Raw genomic sequence first — 23,707 nt, 5'->3', positions numbered from 1 at the left:
GCGACGGCCCCGCGCGGCACGCGCTGCCGCAGCCGCGCATCGTGCCGCCGGCCCCGCGCGGCGCGGCGAGCCCGCGCGCGGTGCCGAGCGTCGTGCTGACGCCGAAGGAGCGCGCGATCCTCGAGCTGCTCGCGCGCAACCTGTCGAACAAGGAGATCGCGGTCGCGCTCGCCGTCGGCGAGGAAACCGTGAAATGGCACCTGAAGAACCTGTTCGGCAAGCTGGACGCCAGCTCGCGCAAGCATGCGGTGCGCCGCGCGCTGGTGCTCGGGCTGCTCGAAAGCGCGCCCTGATGCCGGCCTGAACCCGTCGCCCGCGGCTGCGCAGTCGCCTGTCCATCCCCGTTTCGATTCTCCGCAACCCTGCCCCCCGCGCATGGGGGGGAGCGGCCGCCCGTCGTTGCGTAGTCTTTCCGCACGGCTCGCGGCGGCGCGCATGTCGCGCGTTCCCGCCTGCCCCGCTGCTTCCCCGCTTCACCCGGCCGGGCTCGATCCCGTCCGGTCCATGACGATTCTGGAGACTTCGATGAAGACGAAACTGGCCGCGCTCGCGGCGCTTGCCGGCTGTTCGGCGCTCGCGCACGCGCAATCCTCCGTCACGCTGTACGGCGTGATCGACACGGGCCTGCTGTACCAGAGCACGTCGGCCGCGTCGTTCAGCCCGAGCGCGCCGAACACCGGCAAGGTGTTCCGCATGAAGGACGGCGGCATCTATTCGAGCTTCTGGGGCATCCGGGGCAGCGAGGACATCGGCGGCGGCTACAAGATCAACTTCAAGCTGCAGGGTTCGTTCGACAGCAGTACCGGCAAGCTGCAGCTGAGCGACACGCCGGGCGCCGTCGCGATCTTCAACCAGGTCGCGTCGCTCGGCGTGTCGGGCCCGTTCGGCACGTTCACGGCCGGCCGCCAGATCGTGCCGATGATCTACGCGATGGCCGACACCGACGTGCGCAATGCGCAGTTCTTCGGCAGCGTGCTGACCGCGTGGCTCGGCCTGAACACGGCCGCCGGCTGGCCGGGCACGAGCACCAACGGCGCGATCGGCGCGCTGTACGACAGCAATGCGCTCGTCTACCAGTCGCCGACGTTCGCGGGTGCGTCGATCGCGCTCGAATACGCGCCGGGCGGCGTCGCCGGGCAGTTTCAGGGCGGCACGCGCGAATCGGTCGTGCTCAGGTATGCGAACGACGGGCTGAACCTGTCGGCCGTCTACTACAACGGTCACGACGCGAATCCGGCGCCGGGCGTCGCGCCGACCGGCGTCGACAACAATCGCTTCGTCTACGCCGGCGCGAAATACACGATCCGCGATTTCTCGGTGTCGGCGTCGTACGGCAACGGCAGGAATCCGTCGCATGCGGACAAGGTGAACCTCGACATGCTGTCGGCCGGCGTCGGCTACCGCTTCACGCCCGCGTTGCAGGTCACGTCCGCCGTGTACTACCTGAAGGATCGCAACCGTTCCGAAAACCGCTCGACGGCGGTCGTGCTCGCGGCCGACTACAGCTTGTCGAAACGGACGATGGTCTATGCGCAGGTCGGCCACGTGAACAATCGCGGCACGATGGACCAGATGCTCGTGTACGGGCAGCCGGTCGCACCGGGCGTCGGCACCACGGCCGCGATGGTCGGGCTGCGGCACAACTTCTGACGGCGCCGGGCGAGGCGGCACCGGGCGCGCGTGGTCGAGCCCTGCATCGATTCCGCGGATCGGCTACAGTGGGCGTTTTTCGGCGCGCTCCGGCCCGCCGCCGCGCCGTGGAACGTGTTCGGGCGCGGCAGCGCAACGCTGCGCGGATCATCCACTTCGACGAGCGAACTTTCATGCCCGACCTGTCCGTCTTCCCGATCACGAAAAAATGGCCGGCCCAGCATCCCGACCGTCTCCAGCTCTATTCGCTGCCGACGCCGAACGGCGTCAAGGTGTCGATCATGCTCGAGGAAACCGGCCTGCCGTACGAGCCGCACCTCGTGCGCTTCGACACGAACGACCAGTTCTCGCCCGAATTCCTGTCGCTGAACCCGAACAACAAGATCCCCGCGATCATCGATCCGAACGGCCCCGACGGCCAGCCGCTGCCGCTGTTCGAATCGGGCGCGATCCTGATCTATCTGGCGGACAAGACGGGTCAGCTGATCCCGAAGGATCTCGCGGGCCGCTACGAGACGATCCAGTGGGTGATGTTCCAGATGGGCGGCATCGGGCCGATGTTCGGCCAGGTCGGCTTCTTCCACAAGTTCGCCGGCCGCGATTATGAGGACAAGCGTCCGCGCCAGCGCTACGTCGACGAGTCGAAGCGCCTGCTCGGCGTGCTCGACGCGCATCTCGCGACCCGCCAGTGGGTGATGGGCGATACCTACACGATCGCCGACATCGCGATCTTCCCGTGGGTGCGCAATCTGGTCGGCTTCTACGAAGCGGGCGATCTGGTTGGGTTCAGTGAATTCCGGCACGTCAAGCGGGTGCTCGACGCGTTCGTTGCGCGGCCGGCAGTGGAGCGCGGGCTCAATATTCCGGCGCGCGGCTAATCGGTTACGCGGGTGCGCCACGTGCGGCCCGCGACTGTGACGCCCGCCGCATTGGGCGGCGGGTTTTTGGGGTCATCGCGAATTTTTGCGGAGCCTCGGGAAGATTGTCGGTGTTCGGCCAGTTTCTGACATTCGACATCGCTGGATAGATGGTCGAGGATCGCAATCGGACTCCTTCAATTCGCCTGTCCCTGATGGGATGGATTCCAGCAACGAGAGAGGGCGAATACCGATGAAAGACACGGTCGCACTTATCGTAGATCCTGATTTCGGCGCTCGTATTCAAGAAGTGATCGCAAGAGTCCGACACGCTTGGGTCGTTGCTACTCCTGCGAACGTTGCCGTTGCCGAGCAAATCTGGAGAGCATCGCCGAACTCGCCGGGACTCAACATGGAAGGCGGCGTTACCACGTTCATTCAATACGGGGTGGATCGGGAAAACTGGTGCGACGCAATTCTGGATTCTGTCGACGATCACCACAATTCTCGCTCTGGCGATCCTGGCTATTCGATCCTGGAGGTCTATGGGATACCGCTTACCAACCGACTGCAGTCTGTGCTGGTCGAACTCGGATTCTCGGCATTTACGTCGATGGACTATGGTTTTTGTGCGCGCAAGCTCTAACCTGCTTGAGAGAGACAGACGCCCCTAACGGCCGCTTTCGGAAACCACGGCAGGCTGTTGTGGGTCGGCAAGCGACGTCCACGAAAATTCACGAAGAGCTCTTCTGCCTGCCGTGTACGTTTGCATCACGTATTCTTCAACGCAAGTTCCCTTCTTCCCCTTCCGGCGCCCTATCTTCCAGCCCCGCCAGCAACTTCCCCAGCAGTTTCGACAACTGCACCTGTTCCGCCTCCGACAGCGCCGCCAGCAGCGCACGCTGATTGTCGATGTGCGCAACGACCGCTTCATCGATCAGCGCCCGCCCGGCATCCGTCAGCGCGACGAGCGTGCCGCGCCCGTCGGCCGGGTTCGGCCGGCGCTCGACCCACCCCGCCTTCTGCAGCCGATCGATGCGCGCGGTCATCCCGCCCGACGACATCATCAGCGCGTCGTACAGCGCGGTCGGCGTCAGCGCGAACGGCGCACCGCTGCGCCGCAGCGTCGCGAGCACGTCGAATTCGCCCGGCTGCATGCCGTAGCGCGCGAACAGCGGATTGAGACGGTCGCGCGCGATCACGAGCGCGGCTTCCTGCAACCGCCCCATCACCACCATCGACGTTGCGTCGAGGTCCGGACGCTCGGCGCGCCATTGCGCGAGCGCATGCTCGGCTCGATCCATTAACCCTCCTCGGCTTGCCAGTTATCTTGACGTCGAGATAAATCGGCGTTTATCTTGATGTCGAGATACTTTACCTGAAAAACGCGCGGCGCCTCGCTGGCAGCCGCGTACCGATAGAGAGGGCCTTGCAATGAATCGCTTCACTTCCCCCGGATGGCGGCTCGCCGCGATCGTGCTCGTCGGGCTGAACCTGCGGCCGGCGCTCGCCGCGGTCGGCCCGTTGCTCGACATGATCCAGCGCGCGACGGGGATCGGCGACGGCGCGGCCAGCCTGCTGACGACGATCCCGATCCTGCTGATGGGGCTCGGCGCACTGAGCGCGCGGCGCCTGCAGCGCCTCACCGGGATCGCGGGCGGCGTGTGGCTCGGTGTCGCGTTGATCGGGCTGGCTTGCGCGTCGCGCGTCGGTGCGCAGCATGCTTGGCTGCTGCTCGCGAGTGCGTGCTGCGCGGGCGTCGGGATCGCGATGGTGCAGGCGCTGTTGCCCGGCTTCGTGAAGGCGCATTTCGCAACCCGTATCGGCGGGGCGATGGGTGTCTACTCGACGTCGATCATGGGCGGTGCGGTGCTCGCGAGCGTCATCGCACCATTTGCCGCGGCGCGCTGGGGCTGGCTCGCCGCGCTTGCAGGCTGGGCGTTGCCGGCGGCGCTCGCCGCGCTGGCCTGGCCGCTGGCCAGCCGCGATGGCGACGCGCTTGCCGCCGGGCCGGCGTCGGTATCGAATGCGCGGCCGTCGCGTTCGCCGCGCGCATGGCGGCTCGCGCTGTTCTTCGGCATCGCGACCGGCGCATACACGCTGGTGCTCGCGTGGCTGCCGCCGTACTACATGCGGCTCGGCTGGTCGCCGACCGCGGCCGGCAGCCTGCTCGGCGGCGTGACGCTCGCGGAAGTCGTCGCGGGGCTGACGATTTCCGCGACGATCGACCGTCTGCCCGATCGCCGGCCCGCGCTGCATGCGGCGATCGCGTCGCTGTTCGTCGGGTTGCTGGTGATGCTGGCCGCACCGGAAGCGCTCGCATTGCCGGCCGCGCTGCTCGTCGGCGCGGGAATCGGCGCGCTGTTTCCGCTGTCGCTGATCGTCACGGTCGACCATGCGGCGACGCCGGCCGATGCCGCGTCGCTGACGGGGTTCGTGCAGGGTATCGGTTACTTGATCGCCGGCTTGTTCCCGTTCGCGGCCGGCATCGTGCGCCAGCATCTCGCCGACCTGACACCCGCATGGATCGCGATGGCGTGCCTCTGTGTCGTGCTGTTCGTGCTCGCGGCCGGGTTCGCGCCGAAACGGGTGCGGCAGATGGCGCGAGCCTGAGCGACATCGCGGACCAGCGGCGCGGGCGTCTGTATGCCCGGTGCCGTCCCGGTCATGCTCGCTCGCGCACCGGCAATATCCTCGCGGCCCGTCCAGATACTCGGCTCCACGGCGCTGGCGTGTTCAGCCTGCGCTCGCGTACAGCGTCGAATCCGCGAACCCTTCGGCGTCGAGCACGCGCCCGATCAGGATCAGCGCGGTGCGCTCGATCTGCGTGCCCTGCACCTTGCCGACGATGTCGGCCAGCGTGCCCGTCACGCGCGCCTCGTCGGGCCAGCTCGCGCGATAGATCACCGCCACCGGGCAATCGGCGCCGTAATGCGGCAGCACTTCGTCGACGATGCGCGCGAGATGGCGCACGCCGAGATGGATCGCGAGCGTCGCGCGGTGCGCGGCCAGCCCGCCGAGCGCCTCGCCTTCCGGCATCGTCGTCTTGCCCGCGAAGCGCGTGAGGATCACCGTCTGTGCGACGCCGGGCAGCGTCAGCTCGACGCCGAGCGTCGCCGCGCACGCGGCCGTGGCCGTCACGCCCGGCACGATTTCGTACGGAATCCCGAGCGCTTTCAGGCGGCGGATCTGCTCGCCGATCGCGCCGTACAGCGACGGGTCGCCCGAATGCACGCGCGCGACGTCCTGCCCGTTCGCGTGCGCGGCGGCGAGCAGCGCGACGATCGCGTCGAGGTCGAGCTCGGCCGTGTTGACGACCTGCTCCGCGCGATGACCGTCGAGCACGGCAGCCGGCACGAGCGAGCCCGCGTACAGGATCACCGGGCACGTGCGCACGAGGCGCTGGCCCTTCACCGTGATCAGCTCCGGGTCGCCGGGGCCCGCGCCGATGAAATACACCGTCATCGAAATTTCTCCGTCAATTCGTTGAGTGGCCGCTGCGTCGCGTCACGCGCGCGCGGCCGGATCGAGCGCGTCGATGAGCGCTCGGACCGAGTCGAACGCGCGGTCGGCATCGGGCAGCGGCGGCCGGCGCAGCATCACGACCGGCAGCCCGCGTTCGCGCGCGACGTCGAGCTTGGCCTCGGTGGCCGCGCCGCCGCTGTTCTTGCTGACGACGACGTCGATGCCCGCCAGCGCGAACAGCGCGCGCTCGCCGTCGAGCGTGAACGGCCCGCGCGCGGCGACGACCTGCGCACGGGCGTTGCCGGGATGCGTGTCGAGGCAGCGGACGAGCCAGAACTGGTGTGGCGGGATCGCATCGAGATGCGCGAGCGGTTCGCGGCCGAGCGTGAACAGCGGGCGCCGGAACGGCGCGAGCGCGGCCTCGATGCCGGCCCAGTCGTCGACCATTCGCCAGTCGTCGCCCGGCTGCGGCGTCCACGGCGCGCGGCGCAGCGCCCACAGCGGCACGCCCGCGTCGCGCGTCGCCGCCGCGGCGTTCGCGCTGATTTGCGCGGCATACGGATGCGTGGCGTCGATCACGAGGCCGATGCCGGCGTCGCGCAGATACGCGGTGAGCCCGGCTGCGCCGCCGAACCCGCCGACGCGCACGTCGCAGCGCAGATCGTCGGGCGTCTTGCCGAGGCCGGCGAGACTGTAGACATGATGCGGGCCGAGCGCGCGCGCGATTTTCAGCGCGTCGCCGGTGCCGCCGAGCAGCAGGATGCGCGCGCTCATCGCGCCGCCCCGACGAAGCGGCCCTGCCGGTCGATCGCGAACATCTCGACCGCGACCGACGGCGGCACGATGTCGCGCGCCACCTGCAACGCATGCGCGCAGACCAGATCGCCGAGCGGCACGCCGTCGGCCTGCGCGAGTTTCAACGCTTCCTGGCTCGTGTTCGCCGCGCGCATTGCGGCCTGCAGCGCGTCGCTCGCACCGGCTTCGGCCGCCCACTGCGCGAGCAGCGGCAGGTCGATGCTCGAATGGCGGCTGTGCAGATCGAGATGGCCGGCCGCGAGCTTGCTCAGCTTGCCGAAGCCGCCGCACATCGACAGGCGCGCGACCGGCGCGCGCCGCAGATGCTTGAGCACCGCGCCCGCGAAATCGCCCATCTCGATCAAAGCCATGTCGGGAAGCTGGTAGTGCGCGCGCATCGCGTCCTCGCTCGCGTTGCCCGTGCAGGCCGCGATGTGCGCGATGCCGTTCGCACGCGCGACGTCGATGCCCTGATGAATCGACGCGATATAGGCCGAACACGAGAACGGCCGCACGATGCCGGTCGTGCCGAGGATCGACAGCCCGCCGACGATGCCCAGCCGCGGGTTCATCGTCTTCAGCGCGAGCGCCTCGCCGCCTTCGACGCCGATCGTCACGTCGAAGCCGCCCGCGTAGCCGTGCTCGGCCGCAAGCGCCTCCAGGTGCGTGGTCATCATCTGGCGCGGCACCGGATTGATCGCCGGTTCGCCGACCGGCAGCGTCAGCCCCGCGCGCGTGACCGTGCCGACGCCCGGCCCGGCATGAAAGCGCACGCCGGGCGCCGCCGCGAGCGCGACGCGCGCGAAGATCAGCGCGCCATGCGTGACGTCCGGATCGTCGCCGGCATCCTTGATCGTGCCGGCTTCGGCGCCGTCGGCGGTCGTGCGGCAGAACTCGAGCCGCATCATCACGCGCTGCCCCTTCGGCAGCACGATCTCGACCGCGTCGTCCGCGTGACCCGTGAGCAGCAGCCGCGCGGCCGCGAGCGACGTCGCGGTCGCGCAACTGCCGGTCGTGTAGCCGAAGCGCAGCGGCGCGGGCTGTTCGGGGGTTTCGTCGCGCATCACGCGTCCATTGGGTTCGACGGATGCGACGCGCCGGCCACGGCAGCCGCATCCGCGGCATCGGGCTTGCGCGCGTCGTACAGCGTGACCGGCAGCGGCTGCCGCCACGTGTCGAAGCGGCCGAGCGGTTCGGCATGCGCGAACGATACGCGCGTAAGCGTGCCGCCGTGCACATCGCGCCAGGCGGCGAGCGCCATCTCGCCCTGCAGCGTGACCGCGTTCGCGACCAGCCGCCCGCCGGGTTTCAGCGACGCCCAGCACGCGTCGAGCACGCCGGGCGCCGTCGCGCCGCCGCCGATGAAGATCGCATCGGGCGCGGCGAGCCCCGCAAGCGCTGCAGGCGCACGGCTCGCGACGAGTTGCAGGCCCGGCACGCCGAGCGTATCGCGGTTGTGTTCGATGAAGCGTTGACGCTCGGCATGCGCTTCGATCGCGATCGCCTGGCAGGATGGATGCGCGCGCATCCATTCGATGCCGATCGAGCCGCTGCCGGCGCCGACGTCCCACAGCAGTTCGCCGGGCGCGGGCGCGAGGCGGCCGAGCGTCATCGCGCGCAGGTCGCGCTTGGTGAGCTGGCCGTCGTGGCGGTACGCATCGTCGGGCAGGCCGGGCGTGAGCGCGCGGCGCGGTGCGTCGGGGCCCGCCTGGCAGTCGAGTGCGACGAGATTGAGCGCGGCGGTTTCGTCGACGTGCCAGTCTTGCGCGAGGCCATCGATCCGTCGCTCGAGCGGGCCGCCGAGGTGTTCGAACACGCTGATGCGCGTCGGCCCGAAGCCGCGCGCGGCGAGTTCGGCCGCGACGGCGGCCGGCGTGCGGCCGTCGGCGCTCAGCACGAACAGGCGCCGGCCCGGCAGCAGGTGGCGGGCCAGCGTCGCGAGCGGACGCCCGACCAGCGAGACCGCGCCGACGTCCTGCAGCGCCCAGCCGAGGCGCGCCGCGGCGAGCGACAGCGACGACGGCGCGGGCAGCACGCGCCATTCGTCGGGAGAAAGCTGGCGGGCGAGCGTCGCGCCGACGCCGAACAGCATCGGGTCGCCGCTCGCGAGCACGCACACCGGCGCGCCGCGGCGCGCGAGCAGCCCCGACAGGTCGAACGGCGACGGCCATGCTTCGCGCGTCGCGCGCAGTCGCGCGGGCAGCATGTCGAGCTGCCGCTTCGCGCCGACCACGTGCGCCGCATCGAGCAGCGCGCGCCGCGCGTGGCGTCCGAGCCCCGCGTAACCGTCGTCGCCGATGCCCACTACCGTCAGCCACGCCGTCATGCACCCTTCCCCATCGTTCGATTTCATCGTGTCGCCGCGCGGCCGTGAAAGCGCCGGTGCAGCCGTCCGCGTTGCAAAAAACGGCATGGTACCGTGTTCCACCCCGCGTTTCATCTGCCCGCCCGCCCGCCCGCCCGCGCGCGGCCGTTGCCCGCTTCGCTCGCCGCGAACCGCCAGCCGGTCGCGAATCGCGACCGAAATCGGGTATCCTACGGCCGTTCGTTCGCCGGTGCCCTTCGGGGCCGAAGAGGGAACACAGGGCGCCCCGCGCGCCGCTGTGGCTGCCCCCGCAACTGTAGACAGCGAGCCGATCTCCCTCCTCATGCCACTGGTTTCACCGGGAAGGCCGGGAGTCGGCGCCGACCTGTCAGCCAGGAGACCTGCCGGCCAGAAAGTGCGTGCGTGCCAGTCGGCGTCGGGCGGGGTGTACCGATGCGTTGGCCGCGGCGCCACACTGTTCCGGTATCCCGTTGAGTTCCGCCCCCGATTCGATTCCTGCGTCGCCCGTCGTGCGCCCGTCGGCCTGCCCGGGGCTCGTGCGCGTGGTCGCGGCCGCCGACGGCGGGTTGTGCCGGATCAAGCTGCCGGGCGGCCGGCTCGACGCGCGCCAGGCGCGTGCGATCGCCGCCGCCGCGCGCCGGTACGGTTCCGGCGCGATCGATGCGACCAATCGTGCGAATCTCCAGTTGCGCGGCATTCGCGACGGCGCGACCGATGCGTTGACCCACGCGTTGCTCGACGCGGGGCTCGGCCCGCGCGCAAGCGCCGGCGACACCGCCGCCGAGGCGGCCGCGCTCGCGGCGAGCGACGACGTCCGCAACGTGCTGCTCAGCCCGCTCGCCGGGCACGACCCGACCGCGCTCGTCGATAGCCACGCGCTCGCCGTGCCGCTGCTCGACATGCTGGCGAACGAGCCGCGCCGCGGCGAACTGTCGCCGAAATTCTCGATCCAGCTCGATGGCGGCGAAGCGGTCGCGGCGCTCGATCATCCGCACGACATCTGGCTCGCCGCGTGGCGCCGCGCCGACGGCGCGGTACGTCTTGCGGCGGGGCTGGCCGGCTGTCCGCCGGTGGCGCCCGGCGACCGGCCCGCGTCGGTCGACGTGTCGCCCGATCAGGGCGTCGCGCTGGTGCGGGCGCTGCTGCGCGCGTTCCTCGATCTCGCGCCGGCCGACGTCACGCGGATGCGCGCGTTGCTCGCGACGTGCGGCGAACGCACGCTGTTCGAACGCGCCCGGCGCTACCTGCCCTTTCCGCTCGCGGCCGATCCGGCGCTTGCCGGCTGGCGGCGCACGCATGCCGACCCGGCGTTGCGTTTCGGCGCGCAGCCGTCGCGCGCCGCGGCCCGCTGCAGCGTCGGCGCGCAATTCGCGCTCGGGCGGCTCGACGCGGCGCAACTGGAACGGCTCGCCGCGCTGGCCGAAGCCGACGGCGACGGCACGCTGTCGATGACGCCGTGGCAAGGCGTGTTCATGCACGGCGTGCCGAACGAACGTGCGGTGGCGATGCGCGAAGCACTCAAGTCGCTCGGCCTCGTAGGCGCGGCGTCCGAGCCGCTGGCGGCGCTCGTCGCCTGTACCGGCAGCGCGGGCTGCGCGAAAGCGCACGCCGACACGAAACACGACGCACTCGCGCTCGCCGCCCGCATCGGCCGGCCGCTCGACGTGCACCTGACCGGCTGCGCGCGCCACTGCGCGCTGCCGCATCCCGCGACGCATACGCTCGTCGCGGTGGCGCCCGCACACTACGACCTTTACCGGCGCGACGCGACCACGGGCCTCGGCGCCCTGCTCGCGCGCCATCTGACGATTGACCAGGCCGCGGTCCGACTCATGGACGCGCGGCACAGCCAGGACACCACCGATGCTTGACTATATTCGCGACGGGCAGGAAATCTACCGCCAGTCGTTCGCGACGATCCGCGCCGAGGCCGACCTGTCGCAGGTTCCGCCCGATCTCGAGAAACTCGCGGTGCGCGTGATCCACGCGTGCGGGATGGTCGACGTCGTGTACGACCTGCGCTTCTCGGCCGGCGCCGGCACGGCCGGCCGCACGGCGCTCGCGGCCGGTGCGCCGATCCTGTGCGACGCGAGGATGGTTGCCGAAGGCATCACGCGCGCGCGGCTGCCCGCGGCCAACCGCGTGATCTGCACGCTCGGCGAGCCGGAGGTGCCCGAGCTCGCGCGCCGGCTCGGCAACACGCGTTCGGCCGCCGCGCTCGAACTGTGGCGCCCGCATCTCGCGGGCAGCGTCGTCGTGATCGGCAATGCGCCGACCGCGCTGTTCCACCTGCTCGACATGATCGACGCCGGCGCGCCGCGCCCCGCGCTGATCCTCGGTTTCCCGGTCGGCTTCATCGGCGCGGCCGAATCGAAGGCGATGCTCGACGCCGACAGCCGCGGCGTGCCGTACGTCGCGCTGCTCGGCCGGCGCGGCGGCAGCGCGATGGCGGCCGCCGCGGTCAATGCGCTTGCAACGGAGGTCGAATGACGACCGCGCGCGGACGGCTGTTCGGGGTGGGCGTCGGCCCCGGCGATCCCGAGCTGATGACGATCAAGGCGCTGCGCGTGCTGCAGGCCGCGCCCGTGGTCGCGTATTTCGTCGCGAAGGGCAAGAAAGGCAACGCGTACGGCATCGTCGAAGCGCACCTGCTCGATGGGCAGACGCAACTGCCGCTGGTCTACCCGGTGACGACCGAGGCGCTGCCGCCGCCGCTCTGCTACGAGACGGTGATCGCCGATTTCTACGACACCGCGGCCGAGATCGTCGCGGCGCACCTCGATGCGGGCCGCGACGTCGCGGTGATCTGCGAAGGCGACCCGTTCTTCTACGGCTCGTACATGTACCTGCACGACCGCCTCGCGCCGCGTTACGACACCGAGGTGATCCCCGGCGTGTGCGCGATGCTCGGCGGCACGGCCGTGCTCGGCCAGCCACTCGTGTATCGCAACCAGAGCCTGTCGGTGCTGTCGGGCGTGCTGCCCGAGCATGAACTGCGCGAGCGGCTCGCGCGGGCCGACGCGGCCGTCGTGATGAAGCTCGGCCGCAATTTCGACAAGGTGCGACGCGTGCTCGACGAACTCGGGCTTGCGAAGCGCGCGCGGTACGTCGAGCGCGCGACGATGGCCAACCAGCGCATCGTACCGCTCGACGAGGTCGATCCGATGGCGTCGCCGTATTTCTCGCTGCTCGTCGTGCCGGGGGAAAAATGGCAAGGATGATGACGCCGCCCGCGATCGTGATCCTCGGCGCGGGCGCGCTCGATACCGCGCGGCGGATCCAGGCGCGTTACCCGGGCGCCCGTGTGCACGGTCTCGCGTCGCGCGTCGACGCCGACGTGCCGTTCGACGAGCTCGGCGCGCACCTGCGCGAACTCTATGCACGCGGCTTGCCGATCGTCGCGCTGTGCGCGGCCGGCATCGTGATCCGCTGCCTCGCGCCCGCGCTTGCCGACAAGGGCGTCGAGCCGCCGGTGCTCGCGGTCGCGGAGGACGGCTCGGCCGTCGTGCCGCTGCTCGGCGGGCTGACGGGCGTCAACGTGATCGCGCGCGAGATCGCCGAATGCGTCGGTGTCGCGCCGGCGATCACGACGAGCGGCGAGCTGCGCTTCGGCGCGTGCGTGCTCAATCCGCCGGAAGGCTATGCGCTCGCCGATCTCGCGCAGGGCAAGCGCTTCGTGTCCGACCTGCTCGCGGGCGCGTCGACGCGCATCGACGGCGCGGCGCCGTGGCTCGACGACGTCGCGCTGCCCCGTGATGCCGCGGCCGCGCACGCGATTCGCGTGACGCCCGATGCGTGGCGCGGCGCGCGCGACGAGCTTGTGATTCATCCGCGCAGCGTGGTGATCGGTGTTGCCGCGGATGCCGTGCATGCAGGCGAAGCGCTTGCTGCGCGCATCGACGCCATGCTCGACGCACAGGGCCTCGCGCGGCTGGCGCTCGCGGCCATCGTCGCGCCGGTGTCGGCGATCGGCGACGCCGCGCTGGAAGCCGCGGCGAGCACGCTCGACGTGCCGCTGCGTTTCGTCGATAGCGATCGCGACGGCGACGCGGCAGCCGACGCCGCCACGCTGCTCGGTCGTGCGTTGCGCGTCGCGCATACGCTTCGTGGCGAATCGCACGGTCTCGCGTGCGCGGTCGCATCGCAGCCGGTCGACCCGGCCACGCTCGGCCGCGCACGCGGCCGCCTGACGGTGCTCGGCCTCGGCCCGGGCGCCGCCGCGTGGCTCACGCCGGCCGCGCGCGCGGCGCTCGCGGACGCGACCGACATTCTCGGCTATACGACCTACGTGAACATGGCCGGCCCGTTTCGGGCGGACCAGCGCGTGCACGGCACCGACAATCGCGAGGAAATGCAGCGCGCGCGCCATGCGTTCGAACTGGCGGCCGAGGGCCGGCGCGTCGCAGTCGTGTCGTCGGGCGACCCGGGCGTGTTCGCGATGGCCGCGGCCGTGCTCGAAGCGCTCGACGAAGCGCGCGACCCGCAATGGGCCGCGGTCGACCTGCGCGTGGAGCCCGGCATCTCGGCGTCGCTCGCGACGGCCGCGCAGGCCGGCGCACCGCTCGGCCACGACTTCTGCGCGATCTCGCTGTCGGACAACCTGAAGCCGTGGGACGTGATCGAGACGCGCCTGCAACACGCGGCGCAAGCCGATCTCGTGATGGCGTTCTACAACCCGATTTCGCGCGCGCGGCCGTGGCAGCTCGACCGTGCGCTCGACATCGTGCGTGCGCATCGCGCGGCCGATACGGTGGTCGTGCTCGGCCGCGACATCGGGCGGCCGGGCGCGACGCTTGCGACGACGACCCTCGGCGCACTGCGCTGCGACCAGGTCGACATGCGCACGATGGTGATCGTCGGCTCGTCGACGACGCGGCGCTTCGCGATCGGCAACGCACGCGAATGGGTCTACACGCCGCGCTGGTATCGCTGAACGTCGCGGCGCGCGCGTACCGAATCCGGCGGCGCTCGCGTGAATGCGCATGCCTGCGAGCCGCTGACCGGCACGCCGGCGCGTCGCCGGTTCGCTGGAACCGGTCCATGCACGCGCTGCCTCCCGGTCAGCCGGAAAAAGTGCCCGCTCCGCGTTTCGCAATGCGACCGAATCGGCAAGATCGTTACGTATCGGGAATCGAATAACAAAAAGAAGAACACCTAAATTCCCTATTCGACGTGAATCCTCCAAGATAGGCACGCCGCCGACGGGACACGTGCCTGTCCCGCCGGCGGCGATACGCAGGCCAGCGTATCCCTCTTCCACTTGGAGAACACAGAATGAACAACAATGTGTTGCCGCGTTTCGTTCCGCGTGCGTTTGCCGCAGGTTGTCTGCTCGCGATGGCGAGCGTGTCGCACGGTGCCGGCGTCTATGCACCCTATGTCGACGTGACGCTCTATCCGACACCGCTGGTCGACCAGATCGGCGTGCGCCAGGGCATCCAGCAGTTCACGCTCGCATTCGTGGTCGCGGGCAACGGCTGCGTGCCGTCGTGGGGCGGTGTCCAGCCGATCGGCAACGGCGCGAGCGGCGGCCTGCTGACCGCGCTGTCCACGTCGATCGCGAGCTATCGCGCGAAAGGCGGCGAAGTCGCCGTGTCGTTCGGCGGCGCGAACGGCACGCCGCTGATGCAGGCATGCTCGACGGTCCCCGCGCTGAAGAACGCGTACCAGACGGTGATCGACACGTACGGCCTCACGCACATCGACTTCGACATCGAGGGCGCGTCGCAGCAGGACACGGCTGCGGTCGCGCGCAACTTCCAGGCGGTCGCGCAACTGCAGGCCGACTACGCGGCGAAGGGCAAGCCGCTGCACGTGACGCTGACGCTGCCGACGATGCCGACCGGGCTCACGCAGGACGGCGTGAACGTCGTCAACGCGGCCATCGCGAACAAGGCCACGTTCGATGCGGTCAACGTGATGGCGATGGATTACGGCCCCGCGAACCTCGACATGGGTGCCGCCGCGATCAGCGCCGCGCAGGCGCTCTACTCGCAGCTCGACACGGCGTTCAAGTCGGCCGGGCAGCCGAAGACCAATGCGCAGCTGTGGCAGATGGTCGGCGTGACGCCGATGATCGGCGTGAATGACGTGCAAGGCGAAACGTTCACGCTCGCGAATGCGCAGACCGTGCTGAACGCGGCAATCGCGAACGGCTACGGCTTCTTCGGCAACTGGTCGGTCGGCCGCGATCAGGCGTGCCCGTCCGGCGGCACGTATGCGTCGCCGACCTGCTCGGGCGTCGCGCAGCAACCGTACGCGTTCGCGACGATCTTCAAGAAGCTCGACGGCAAGTGGGGCGCGGGCGTCACGCAGGACCCGAACTACGGCGGCGGTTCGGACGGCGGCACGCCGCAGCCGGGCGCACCGTGGGCGGCCGGCCAGGTCTATACGGCCGGCGCGACGGTCACCTACCAGGGCACGACGTATCAGGCGCAGTGGTGGACGCAGGGCGACGTGCCCGGCCAGGCGGCCGTGTGGAAGCCGATCGGCGGCGGCACGCCCGCGTGGTCGGCGACGACCGCCTACCAGGGCGGCACGTGCGTGACGTACCAAGGCGCGAAGTATTGCGCGAAATGGTGGACGCAGGGCGACAACCCGAGCGCGGGCGGCGTGTGGGTGAAGTCGTGACGCTGCGACGCGCTCGCGCGTGACGCGCGGCGGGCCGTTTCCGGCGTGTCAGCACCGAACGCCGGCGACGGCCCGCTGCCTGCGCCGTCGCGCGCCGCGGCCCTACCCGCGCGCGTGCTCGGCCAGCAGCCGCGCCTTCGCGTCGACGAGCAGCGCCGCATGCGTGTCGCGATGCTGGCGAATCCGCTCGGTCGGCCCGACGACCGACAGCCCGTACCAGTCGCCGTCGAGCATCAGCGCCACCGCGATCGCCGACAGTTCGGGCGCGCTCTCGCCGAAGTTCTCGGCCCAGCCGAGTTCGCGAAACCGCGCGGTCTGCGCGACGAGCGCCGGCAGGTCGGCCACCGTCGCGTCGGTGAAGCGCTCGAACGGCAGTTGCCCGCCGAGCGCCTGCTGCGCGTCGCCCGCGAGTTCCGCGAAGATCGCCTTGCCGATCGAGTTCGCGTGCAGCGGCCGCAGCTCGCCCGGCTGGCGCGTATAGCGGATCGCCTGCTCCGATTCGACGACGTCGAGATACGTGACCGACGCGCCCTGGATCTTGCCGAGCACGGCGGTTTCGCGGCTCGCGTCGCGCAGTGCGACGAGGTGCGGATGCACGATGTCGACGACCGGATCGGGCGCGTCGATCGCCGCGGCGATCGTCTGCAGGCGCCGCGTCGGATAGTAGCCACCGCGCTTGCGCACTTCGTACAGGTAGCCGCGGCTCACGAGCGTGCGCGCCATCGCGAGGCAGCTCGACGCCGGCACGTTGAGCAGGCGCGCGAGTTCGGTGAGCGGCAGCGGCCGCCGTTCGGCGGCGAACAGCTCGAACAGGTCGAGCGTGCGGGCAACGAGTTTGACGTCCATGACGAGCGTTTGATTCGGAACGGGAAACCGCGCGCCGGGCGGGCCGCCGGGTCGCTACGGTCAGTACGACTTCGGCAGCCCGAGCACCTTCTCCGCGATGTAGCACAGGATCAGTTGCGGACTCACGGGCGCGAGCCTCGGAATCATACACTCGCGCAGGTAGCGCTCGACATGGTATTCCTTCGCGTACCCCATCCCGCCGTGCGTCGCGATTGCCGTCTGGCAGGCCTGGAACGCGGCTTCCGCGCCGAGGTATTTCGCCGCGTTCGCCTCCGCGCCGCACGCCTGGCCCGCGTCGTAGCGCGTCGCGGCCTTCATCACCATCAGCCACGCGGCCTCGAGCTGCATCCACGCCTGCGCGAGCGGATGCTGGATCGACTGGTTCTGCCCGATCGGCCGACCGAACACCACGCGCTCGCACGCATACTGCGTCGCGCGGCGCAGCGCGGCCTGCCCGAGCCCGATCGCCTCCGCGGCGATCAGGATGCGTTCCGGGTTCAGCCCGTGCAGCAGATAGCGAAAGCCGTCGCCTTCGTTGCCGATCAGGTCGTCGCGCGACACGCGCAGGTTGTCGATGAACAGCATGTTCGAATCGACCGCCTTGCGGCCCATCTTCTCGATCTCGCGCACTTCGACGCGCGAACGGTCGAGGTCGGTATAGAACAGGCTCAGCCCGTCGGTCGGCTTCGCGACCTGGTCGAGCGGCGTCGTGCGGGCGATGATCAGCATCTTGTTCGCGACCTGCGCGGTCGAGATCCAGATCTTGCGCCCGCTCAGCACGTAGTGATCGCCGTCGCGGCGCGCCTGCGTGCTCAGGTGCGTGGTGTCGAGCCCGGCGTCGGGTTCGGTCACCGCGAAGCACGCCTTGTCGTGCCCGGCGATCAGCGGCGGCAGGAAGCGCGTCTTCTGCGCGTCGTTGCCGAACACCTGCACCGGGTTCAGCCCGAAGATGTTCATGTGAACGGCCGACGCGCCGGACAGGCCGGCGCCCGACGCGCTGATCGTGCGCATCATCAGCGCCGCCTCGGTCATCCCGAGCCCGGCGCCGCCGTAGGCCGGGTCCATTGCGATGCCGAGCCAGCCGGCCTCGGCGAGCGCCGCGTGGAAATCGGCCGGAAATCCGCCCGCGCGATCGCGTTCGAGCCAGTAGTCGTCGCCGAAGCGCTCGCAGATTTTCTCGATCGCGCTTTCGATCGCGCGCTGGTCGTCGGTCAGGTCGAACTGCATGGACTGCTCTCCCGGGAAGCGTGAACGGCCGCGCCGCTCACAATGGAAACACGCCCGTCGCGACCGCGGCGAAGACCATCAGCACGGTGGCGGCGAACAGGAACGGAATCGTGAATTTCTGGTGCTCGGCGAGCTCGACGCCGGTCAGCCCGACGATCAGGAACGTCGCGGGCGTGAGCGGGCTCACCGGAAAGCCGGTGGTCATCTGGCCGAGCAGCGCGGCCTGCGCCATCTGGATCGGCGGCACGCCGAGCAGCTTGCCGCTTTCCGCGAGCACCGGCAGCACGCCGAAGTAGAACGAATCGGGATCGAACAGCAGGCTGAGCGGCATCGACAGCAGCCCGAGCACGAACGGCATGTGGCGCGCATGCTCGACGGGCACGTGCGCGACGACGACCTCGGCCATCGCCTTCAGCATCCCGGTGCCGGACATGATGCCGGTGAACGCGCCGGCCGCGAGCAGCACGCTCGCCATCATCAGCGCGGCCTTCGCATGCGCGTCGATCCGTTCGCGCTGCGCCTGCACGTCCGGGTAATTGATCACGAGCGCGGCGACCGTGCCGAGCATGAACATCACCATCGGGTCGACGATGCCCGACACCAGCGTGACGAGCACGACGAGCGTCAGCGCGACGTTGATCCCGAAGCGGCCCGGCCGGCGCAACGCGCGCTCGGCGTCGGTCAGCGCGCGCGGCGCGATCGCGAGCGAGGCCGCGCCGGCGCGGTCGAGCCCGAGCCGTTTCGCCTCGCGCGCGCCGAGCACGTACGCGGTGCCGAACACGAACGCGAGCCCGACGATCTGCACCGGAATCATCGGCGTGAAGATCGCCGAGCCGGGAATGTGCAGCGCGGCCGACGCGCGCAGCATCGGCCCGACCCACGGCAGGAAGTTGACGCCGGCCGCCATCGATGCGACGCACGCGAGGATGCGGCGATCCATCCCGAGCCGCGTATAGAGCGGCATCATCGCGGGCAGCGTGACGAGAAACGTGACGGCGCCCGAGCCGTCGAGATGGATCAGCAGCGCGAGCAGCGCCGAGCCCATCACGATGCGCGGCGGATGACAGCCGATCACGCGCAGCACGCCCGCGATGATCGGATCGAGCATCCCCGCGTCGGTGAGGATTCCGAAAAATAGAATCGCAAAAACGAACATGCCGGCGATCGGGCCGATGTTCTGTACGCCGTGCACGACGAACTTGCCGGTCTGCAGCCCGAAACCCGCCGCGAGCGACGCGGCCACCGGCACGACGATCAGCGCGACGAGCGGCGACAACCGCTTCGTGATGATCAGGCCGAACAGCGCGACGATGGCGACCGCGCCGATCCATGCGAGCATGATGCGTCTCCTCTGCAGCCGGTGCGCAGGGCGTGCCGATGCGCGGGCCGGCGTGATGTCCGAATGATGGTGTGCGGCGCGCGCCCGTGCGCCGCGATGCCGGTCAGCGCCGGCGGTGGTCGTGATCGTCGCCGTCCGCGAACACCTGCGCCGCATGTTCGTTCAGTGCGGGCGGCGGCCGCCGGTACGTGGCCGGCGTGCGGCCGAGCTTGATCGGCGACGCGATGCCGCGATGCCGGCCCAGCTCGACCTTCATCTGCCGATGCGCGACATGCGGATGGTCGAGCGCCGCGTCGAGCCCGAGCACGGGCGCGCACGGCACGCCGCGGCGCATCAGTCGTTCGGCGAGCGCGGCGCCGTCGTGCGCGGCCAGCGCCGTTTCGAGCAGCGTGCGCAGTGCGGCGCGATGCTGGCTGCGCGCGCGGTTGTCCGCGAAACGCGGATCGTCGAGCCAGTCGCGCGTGCCGAGCACATCGCACAGCGCGGCGAACTGTCCGTTGTTGCCGACTGCCAGGAAGATGTCGACGCCCGCCGTCGGGAAGCTGTCGTACGGCGTGATGTTCGGATGCGCGTTGCCGGTGCGCACGGGCGCCTTGCCCGAATGAAAGAAGTTCGGCGTATGCGGGTGCAGGATCGACAGCGCGCAGTCGAACAGCGTCGATTCGACGAACTGGCCGCGGCCGCTGGCGTCGCGCTCGCGCAGCGCCATCAGCACGCCGAGCGCCGCGTTCAGCCCCGTGACGAGATCGACGATCGGCACGCCCACTCGCAGCGGCGCGCCGCCGGCTTCGCCGTTGACGCTCATCAGCCCCGCGAGCGCTTGCACGGCCGCGTCGTAGCCTGGCAGCCCGCCGAGCGGGCCGTCCGCGCCGAAACCCGACACGCGGCAATAGACGAGGCGCGGAAACCGCGCATGCAGCGCGTCGAAGCCGAGCCCCCAGCGCTCCATCGTGCCGATCTTGAAGTTCTCGACGACCGCGTCCGCGTGTTCGAGCAGCCCGAGCAGCCGCTCGCGATCCGCCGGCTGCGTCAGGTCGAGCGCGATGCCGAGCTTGTTGCGGTTCACGCCGAGGAAGTACGACGCGGTGTCGCCGTCGAACGGCGGGCCCCACGTGCGCGTCTCGTCGCCGGACGGCGGTTCGACCTTGATCACCTCCGCGCCGTGATCGGCGAGGATCTGGGTCGCGTACGGGCCGCCTAGCACCCGCGACAGATCGATGATGCGCAATCCCGCCAGCGCGCCCTGCTGCTCGTGTTCCGCCATGCGTCTCGCTCCTGGTTTCCGGTTGATCGGACGGCCGGTTCCGGCGGCCCGGCACTGGCGCGGGGCTTCTCCGGATTCGGCGAATAATTCTTGTATGTGAATTTATATTCACACTCAGGAATTATGTTGTCAAGCCCGGATGGGACCCGGCTGCCGCGCGGAGAACGTCGTCGCGCGCAAGGGGGGACGACACCGAACGCGGGCGGTTGCGGGGGCGCCCCGCCGTTCGCTAAGCTGGCGGGCAACGTTCACCCCCATCAGTAACGAGGCGGAATATTCATGAAACGGTTGTGGCTGGCGGCCTTCCTGCTCGCATCGACGCTGGACATCGCGCACGCGCAAAACCAGACTTTCCACTTCGGCGAGGGACAAACCGGGGTATCGGGCGCCGCGTCGCATGCTGCCGCGCCGGTGGCCCGGCCCGCGCCCGCACGCCGGCACGTCACCGCGCCGTCGCCGCATCACCGGCGTGCCGTTCACATGCGCCGTCATTCGCGCCACGCGGGGCCTGCGCGCAGCGGGATCCATACGCACGCGTGAGCCGTCGCCCGTGGCGCGACCGCGGTGCACGCAACTGTCACGAACGGCCGGTAACATCGGCGCGGCGGCGTGCATGCCGTGGCAGCCGGCCGCCGACCCTCGCGCGGCCGACGCGCATTTTTCTCCACGATTCAGTACCTGTTTTGCCGAACATGAGCACCGGGCCGGATACCGTCGCCGTCATCAAGGAACGCGCCACGATCGTGTGCCGCCAGCGCAGCAGCGTGCTGCTGGTCGCCCGCACCGCGGCGCGCTGGTCGCTGCCCGGCGGCACGATCCGGCGCGGCGAGACACCGCTCGAGGCCGCGCGGCGGGAACTCGCGGAGGAGACGCGGCTGGAGGGGCTCGTGCTCGACTACGCGGTGCAGTTCGGCGGGCTGACGAAGCTGCATCACGTGTTCGTGGCCGACGTGCCGGCACACCTGACGCCGCGGGCGAGCAACGAGATCGCCCGCTGCAAGTGGTTCACCATCGACCGGCTCGACACGCTGCGGGCGAGCGTGCCGACGCGCAAGATCATCGAGCTGCTGCGGCTCGACTGTTTTTCGGCGTTCGCGAGCGGGCCGCTTCGCTGAGGTCGACGCCGGCTCGGGCTCCGATTGCGGCGACTACGCGCGCAGGAACGGGCCGGCCTTGCGTTCGAGCAGCGCGACGAGTTCGGGCTGCATGAACGCGTAGCGATCGGGAATGTCGAGGCAGACGATCTTCCGGTGCTTCAGATGCGCGCCGAATTGCGCCGACAGTCGCGCCTTGTGCGCACGCTCCATCACGAACACGATGTCCGCCCAATCGAGTTGCTCGGCCGAGAGCCGCACGTCCGCATCGGGCGCGAGGCCCGCGGAGTCGGTGTCGATGCCGGGCCACGCGGCGAACACCGCTTCGGCCGTCGGGCTGCGCAGCCGGTTGCGGCTGCAGATGAACAGTGCCCGTGTCATGTCGCTGCGCGGCGCCCGAGGGGGCTCAACCTTGCGGAATCGTGCCCGGCCGCACGTACGCGAGCATGTGCGGCACGTAATCGGCCTTGCCGAGCTCGACACCGTGATGGCGCAGGATCGCGTACGCGGCGATCGCGTGGAAGTAGAACTGCGGCAGCGCCCAGTCGCGCGCGTACTGTTCGCCCGTCATGTCGAACGCGATCCCGTTCGGCAGTTCGAGCGCGATCGGCAGCGCTGCGCCGCCATCGAGCGCATCGGGGGCGAGTTCGCCGAGAAAGGCGAGCGTGCCGGCGATGATCGCCTGCGCATCGGCCGGCGAACCGGGTTGCGCATCCGCATTCCAGCCCGCCTCGCGCAAGGCCAGCAACGCCGCCGGCAGCGGTTCGCCGCGCAGCCGGTGAACCGGCTCCATCGCCTGGAAACACGAGAAGCGCACCTGGGCGGCGAGCGGATACATGTCGGGCGCCAGCCTCAGCGTCATCGCCGCGTCGGGGTCGTCGCCAGCGGCCTGCCGGTGTGCGACGGCCTTGTCGAGCCACGCGGACTGCGCGCGCAGCATCTGGGTGTAGGTCGGAACGAGAAGTTGGGTGGGTGACACGCATGCGCTCCTGTGTTGGGGTTCTCGCCCCACGATAGCAGCGTCGGCGCGAACCTGCATCCTGGCCGGGCGCCGACGTGTGCCGTTACGGCTTGCCGTGCCGCGCCAGGAACCGGTCGAGCTGCGACGCGAACGTCTTGCCGTCGCGCGCGCTGAACGGCGCCGGCCCGCCCGTGTCGATGCCGGCGCTGCGCAACTGGTCCATCATCGCGCGCGTCGACAGGCGCTCCTCGATGTTTTCGCGGCTGAACCAGTTGCCGCGCGGGTCGAGCGCATGCGCGCCCTTGTCGAGCACGGCGGCGGCCAGCGGGATGTCGGCGGTGATCACGAGATCGCCGGGTTCCGCCAGCTCGACGATGCGCGCGTCGGCCACGTCGAAGCCGGCCGGCACCTGCACGGCCTTGATGAACGGCGACGGCGGCGTGCGTAGAAACTGGTTCGCGACCAGCGTCACGCAGATCTCGGCACGACGCGCGGCGCGGAACAGCATGTCCTTGATGACGGCGGGACACGCGTCGGCATCGACCAGTACTTGCATGGCGGGGGTTTCCAGTGGGCAAAAGCAGAAGCGGCGATCATAGCGCACCGCCGTGCCGGCCATCAGCCGGCGCGATCCGTGCCAAGCGCGTCGACCGTCACCCACTGCGCGCCCCACGCCGCGGCGAGCCGCGCGCCCTGCCCGATCCGCACGGCCGCGTCGTCGAAGTCGACGAACACGACGTGATCGGCCGCCGCCGGCCTGGCCGGCATCTCGCGCGTGCGCCCGTCGGACAGCACCCACAGCCAGCGCTGCTTGCCGGGCTCGCGGCGCGCAGCGCTGGCCAGCAAGCGTGCGGCGGCCGCGATGCCGTCCGCGAGCGGCGTGCCGCCGCCGCCGTCGACCGGCTCGAGCCAGCGCGCGTTCCACCAGCGCGGCACGGCCGGGCCGAAGCGTCGCGCGGCGCCTTGACCGCCGAAGCAGATCAGCGCGGTTTCGACCCGCGCACGCGCGGCCTGATCGAAATACGCGACGATCAGCCCCTTCGCGAGCGCGAGCCGCTCGTGCGACAACATCGACGCCGAACAGTCGAGCACGAAGCAATGCAGCGCACGCGGCGTGCCCGCGCGTTTCCCGAAGCGCAGATGCTCGCGATGCAGCGGGCCGCCGCGTTTCGCGGCGAGCGTCGCCGGCCACGCGACGGCCGTGCCGGCGCGCACCGCGCCCGGCACGCGTGCGGCTGCGCCTGACTGCCATC

The 23,707-nt window shown here is 70.3% G+C and carries 25 protein-coding genes and 1 riboswitch; of the genes, 12 read left to right on the top strand and 13 right to left on the bottom strand.

Going from position 1 to position 23,707, the window contains the following annotated elements:
• The 4 genes from MMB92_RS19835 to MMB92_RS19820 all read left to right on the top strand — a co-directional run.
• Positions 1-293 (top strand): helix-turn-helix transcriptional regulator (locus MMB92_RS19835; RefSeq protein ID WP_249179251.1); only part of this gene is annotated, 293 nt, incomplete at its 5' end.
• A 232-nt stretch (positions 294-525) separates the two neighbouring features.
• Positions 526-1,650 (top strand): porin, encoded by a 1,125-nt coding sequence (locus MMB92_RS19830; RefSeq protein ID WP_277562874.1) that lies wholly within the window; start codon positions 526-528, stop codon positions 1,648-1,650.
• Positions 1,651-1,823: 173 nt separating this feature from the next.
• Positions 1,824-2,528, top strand: coding sequence for a glutathione binding-like protein (locus tag MMB92_RS19825; protein ID WP_277562873.1), 705 nt, complete (start codon positions 1,824-1,826; stop codon positions 2,526-2,528).
• 232 nt (positions 2,529-2,760) lie between these two features.
• The gene (locus tag MMB92_RS19820) at positions 2,761-3,153 is read left to right on the top strand and encodes a hypothetical protein (RefSeq protein ID WP_212126478.1); all 393 of its coding nucleotides are present in this window, start codon (positions 2,761-2,763) and stop codon (positions 3,151-3,153) included.
• Between the two features lie 136 nt (positions 3,154-3,289).
• Here the strand turns inward: MMB92_RS19820 and MMB92_RS19815 are convergent, their stop codons facing one another.
• A complete protein-coding gene (locus MMB92_RS19815; protein WP_212126479.1) occupies positions 3,290-3,811 on the bottom strand; it encodes a MarR family transcriptional regulator in 522 nt (173 codons plus the stop codon).
• Between the two features lie 130 nt (positions 3,812-3,941).
• Between MMB92_RS19815 and MMB92_RS19810 the strand changes: the two genes are divergently transcribed.
• The gene (locus MMB92_RS19810; RefSeq protein WP_034201776.1) at positions 3,942-5,120 is read left to right on the top strand and encodes an MFS transporter; all 1,179 of its coding nucleotides are present in this window, start codon (positions 3,942-3,944) and stop codon (positions 5,118-5,120) included.
• Positions 5,121-5,243: 123 nt separating this feature from the next.
• On the opposite strand, the gene cobM is transcribed toward MMB92_RS19810, so the two are convergent.
• Genes cobM through cbiE form a run of 4 tightly spaced genes read right to left on the bottom strand, consistent with a single transcriptional unit; the run spans position 5,244 to position 9,093 of the window.
• Complete coding sequence (cobM, locus tag MMB92_RS19805; protein WP_006496427.1) at positions 5,244-5,972, bottom strand: precorrin-4 C(11)-methyltransferase; 729 nt, start codon at positions 5,970-5,972, stop codon at positions 5,244-5,246.
• 42 nt (positions 5,973-6,014) lie between these two features.
• A complete protein-coding gene (locus MMB92_RS19800) occupies positions 6,015-6,746 on the bottom strand; it encodes a cobalt-precorrin-6A reductase (protein ID WP_200063520.1) in 732 nt (243 codons plus the stop codon).
• A complete protein-coding gene (locus tag MMB92_RS19795) occupies positions 6,743-7,831 on the bottom strand; it encodes a cobalt-precorrin-5B (C(1))-methyltransferase (RefSeq protein WP_060211479.1) in 1,089 nt (362 codons plus the stop codon). Before MMB92_RS19795 ends, MMB92_RS19800 begins: the two co-directional genes overlap by 4 nt.
• Positions 7,831-9,093 carry a precorrin-6y C5,15-methyltransferase (decarboxylating) subunit CbiE gene (cbiE, locus tag MMB92_RS19790; protein WP_277562876.1) on the bottom strand — a complete coding sequence of 421 codons (1,263 nt, stop codon included), beginning with the start codon at positions 9,091-9,093 and terminating at the stop codon, positions 7,831-7,833. Before cbiE ends, MMB92_RS19795 begins: the two co-directional genes overlap by 1 nt.
• A gap of 210 nt (positions 9,094-9,303) precedes the next feature.
• Positions 9,304-9,496: riboswitch (cobalamin riboswitch) on the top strand.
• Positions 9,497-9,602: 106 nt separating this feature from the next.
• Here cbiE and cobG point away from each other — a divergent pair.
• From cobG to MMB92_RS19765, 5 genes are all read left to right on the top strand, one after another.
• Positions 9,603-10,964 (top strand): precorrin-3B synthase, encoded by a 1,362-nt coding sequence (cobG, locus tag MMB92_RS19785; protein WP_171983999.1) that lies wholly within the window; start codon positions 9,603-9,605, stop codon positions 10,962-10,964.
• Entirely contained in the window at positions 10,957-11,583 is a 627-nt protein-coding gene (locus tag MMB92_RS19780; RefSeq protein WP_006491059.1) for a precorrin-8X methylmutase, read from the top strand. The genes cobG and MMB92_RS19780 overlap by 8 nt, the downstream gene beginning before the upstream one ends.
• The gene (locus MMB92_RS19775; RefSeq protein WP_048986541.1) at positions 11,580-12,314 is read left to right on the top strand and encodes a precorrin-2 C(20)-methyltransferase; all 735 of its coding nucleotides are present in this window, start codon (positions 11,580-11,582) and stop codon (positions 12,312-12,314) included. The genes MMB92_RS19780 and MMB92_RS19775 overlap by 4 nt, the downstream gene beginning before the upstream one ends.
• Positions 12,311-14,026 (top strand): precorrin-3B C(17)-methyltransferase, encoded by a 1,716-nt coding sequence (gene cobJ / locus MMB92_RS19770; protein WP_277562872.1) that lies wholly within the window; start codon positions 12,311-12,313, stop codon positions 14,024-14,026. The genes MMB92_RS19775 and cobJ overlap by 4 nt, the downstream gene beginning before the upstream one ends.
• A 341-nt stretch (positions 14,027-14,367) precedes the next feature.
• Entirely contained in the window at positions 14,368-15,723 is a 1,356-nt protein-coding gene (locus tag MMB92_RS19765) for a chitinase (protein ID WP_277562871.1), read from the top strand.
• Between the two features lie 102 nt (positions 15,724-15,825).
• Here MMB92_RS19765 and MMB92_RS19760 read toward each other — a convergent pair whose 3' ends face one another.
• The 4 genes from MMB92_RS19760 to MMB92_RS19745 all read right to left on the bottom strand — a co-directional run bounded on the left by MMB92_RS19760 (position 15,826) and on the right by MMB92_RS19745 (position 20,399).
• Positions 15,826-16,569 carry an IclR family transcriptional regulator gene (locus MMB92_RS19760; RefSeq protein WP_006496436.1) on the bottom strand — a complete coding sequence of 248 codons (744 nt, stop codon included), beginning with the start codon at positions 16,567-16,569 and terminating at the stop codon, positions 15,826-15,828.
• A gap of 60 nt (positions 16,570-16,629) precedes the next feature.
• A complete protein-coding gene (locus MMB92_RS19755) occupies positions 16,630-17,796 on the bottom strand; it encodes an acyl-CoA dehydrogenase family protein (protein WP_006482987.1) in 1,167 nt (388 codons plus the stop codon).
• Between the two features lie 37 nt (positions 17,797-17,833).
• Complete coding sequence (locus MMB92_RS19750; protein WP_062884530.1) at positions 17,834-19,135, bottom strand: citrate:proton symporter; 1,302 nt, start codon at positions 19,133-19,135, stop codon at positions 17,834-17,836.
• A gap of 103 nt (positions 19,136-19,238) precedes the next feature.
• Positions 19,239-20,399, bottom strand: a complete 1,161-nt coding sequence (locus MMB92_RS19745) for a CoA transferase (protein ID WP_034201784.1) — start codon at positions 20,397-20,399, stop codon at positions 19,239-19,241.
• Between the two features lie 279 nt (positions 20,400-20,678).
• On the opposite strand from MMB92_RS19745, the gene MMB92_RS19740 reads away from it, so the two are divergent.
• Both MMB92_RS19740 and MMB92_RS19735 read left to right on the top strand, forming a co-directional pair.
• Entirely contained in the window at positions 20,679-20,939 is a 261-nt protein-coding gene (locus tag MMB92_RS19740; protein ID WP_277562870.1) for a hypothetical protein, read from the top strand.
• 152 nt (positions 20,940-21,091) lie between these two features.
• Positions 21,092-21,514 carry an NUDIX hydrolase gene (locus MMB92_RS19735; protein WP_277562869.1) on the top strand — a complete coding sequence of 141 codons (423 nt, stop codon included), beginning with the start codon at positions 21,092-21,094 and terminating at the stop codon, positions 21,512-21,514.
• Positions 21,515-21,547: 33 nt separating this feature from the next.
• On the opposite strand, the gene MMB92_RS19730 is transcribed toward MMB92_RS19735, so the two are convergent.
• The 4 genes from MMB92_RS19730 to MMB92_RS19715 all read right to left on the bottom strand — a co-directional run bounded on the left by MMB92_RS19730 (position 21,548) and on the right by MMB92_RS19715 (position 23,681).
• On the bottom strand, positions 21,548-21,874 hold the full coding sequence (locus MMB92_RS19730; protein WP_006496440.1) for a low molecular weight protein tyrosine phosphatase family protein: 327 nt from the start codon (positions 21,872-21,874) through the stop codon (positions 21,548-21,550).
• Between the two features lie 25 nt (positions 21,875-21,899).
• Positions 21,900-22,532, bottom strand: coding sequence for a DUF1993 domain-containing protein (locus MMB92_RS19725; RefSeq protein ID WP_020979853.1), 633 nt, complete (start codon positions 22,530-22,532; stop codon positions 21,900-21,902).
• A gap of 25 nt (positions 22,533-22,557) precedes the next feature.
• Positions 22,558-23,010, bottom strand: a complete 453-nt coding sequence (locus tag MMB92_RS19720) for a YaiI/YqxD family protein (protein ID WP_006492939.1) — start codon at positions 23,008-23,010, stop codon at positions 22,558-22,560.
• Between the two features lie 62 nt (positions 23,011-23,072).
• The gene (locus tag MMB92_RS19715; RefSeq protein WP_277562868.1) at positions 23,073-23,681 is read right to left on the bottom strand and encodes a VWA domain-containing protein; all 609 of its coding nucleotides are present in this window, start codon (positions 23,679-23,681) and stop codon (positions 23,073-23,075) included.
• Between the last annotated feature and the right edge of the window lie 26 nt (positions 23,682-23,707).

The sequence above is a fragment of the Burkholderia sp. IO2 genome (assembly GCF_029522185.1).
GTDB classification, from domain to species: Bacteria; Pseudomonadota; Gammaproteobacteria; order Burkholderiales; family Burkholderiaceae; genus Burkholderia; species Burkholderia cenocepacia.
The sequence above is the reverse complement of the archived record's forward strand: the minus strand, read 5'-3'. Positions and strand labels throughout refer to the sequence as shown.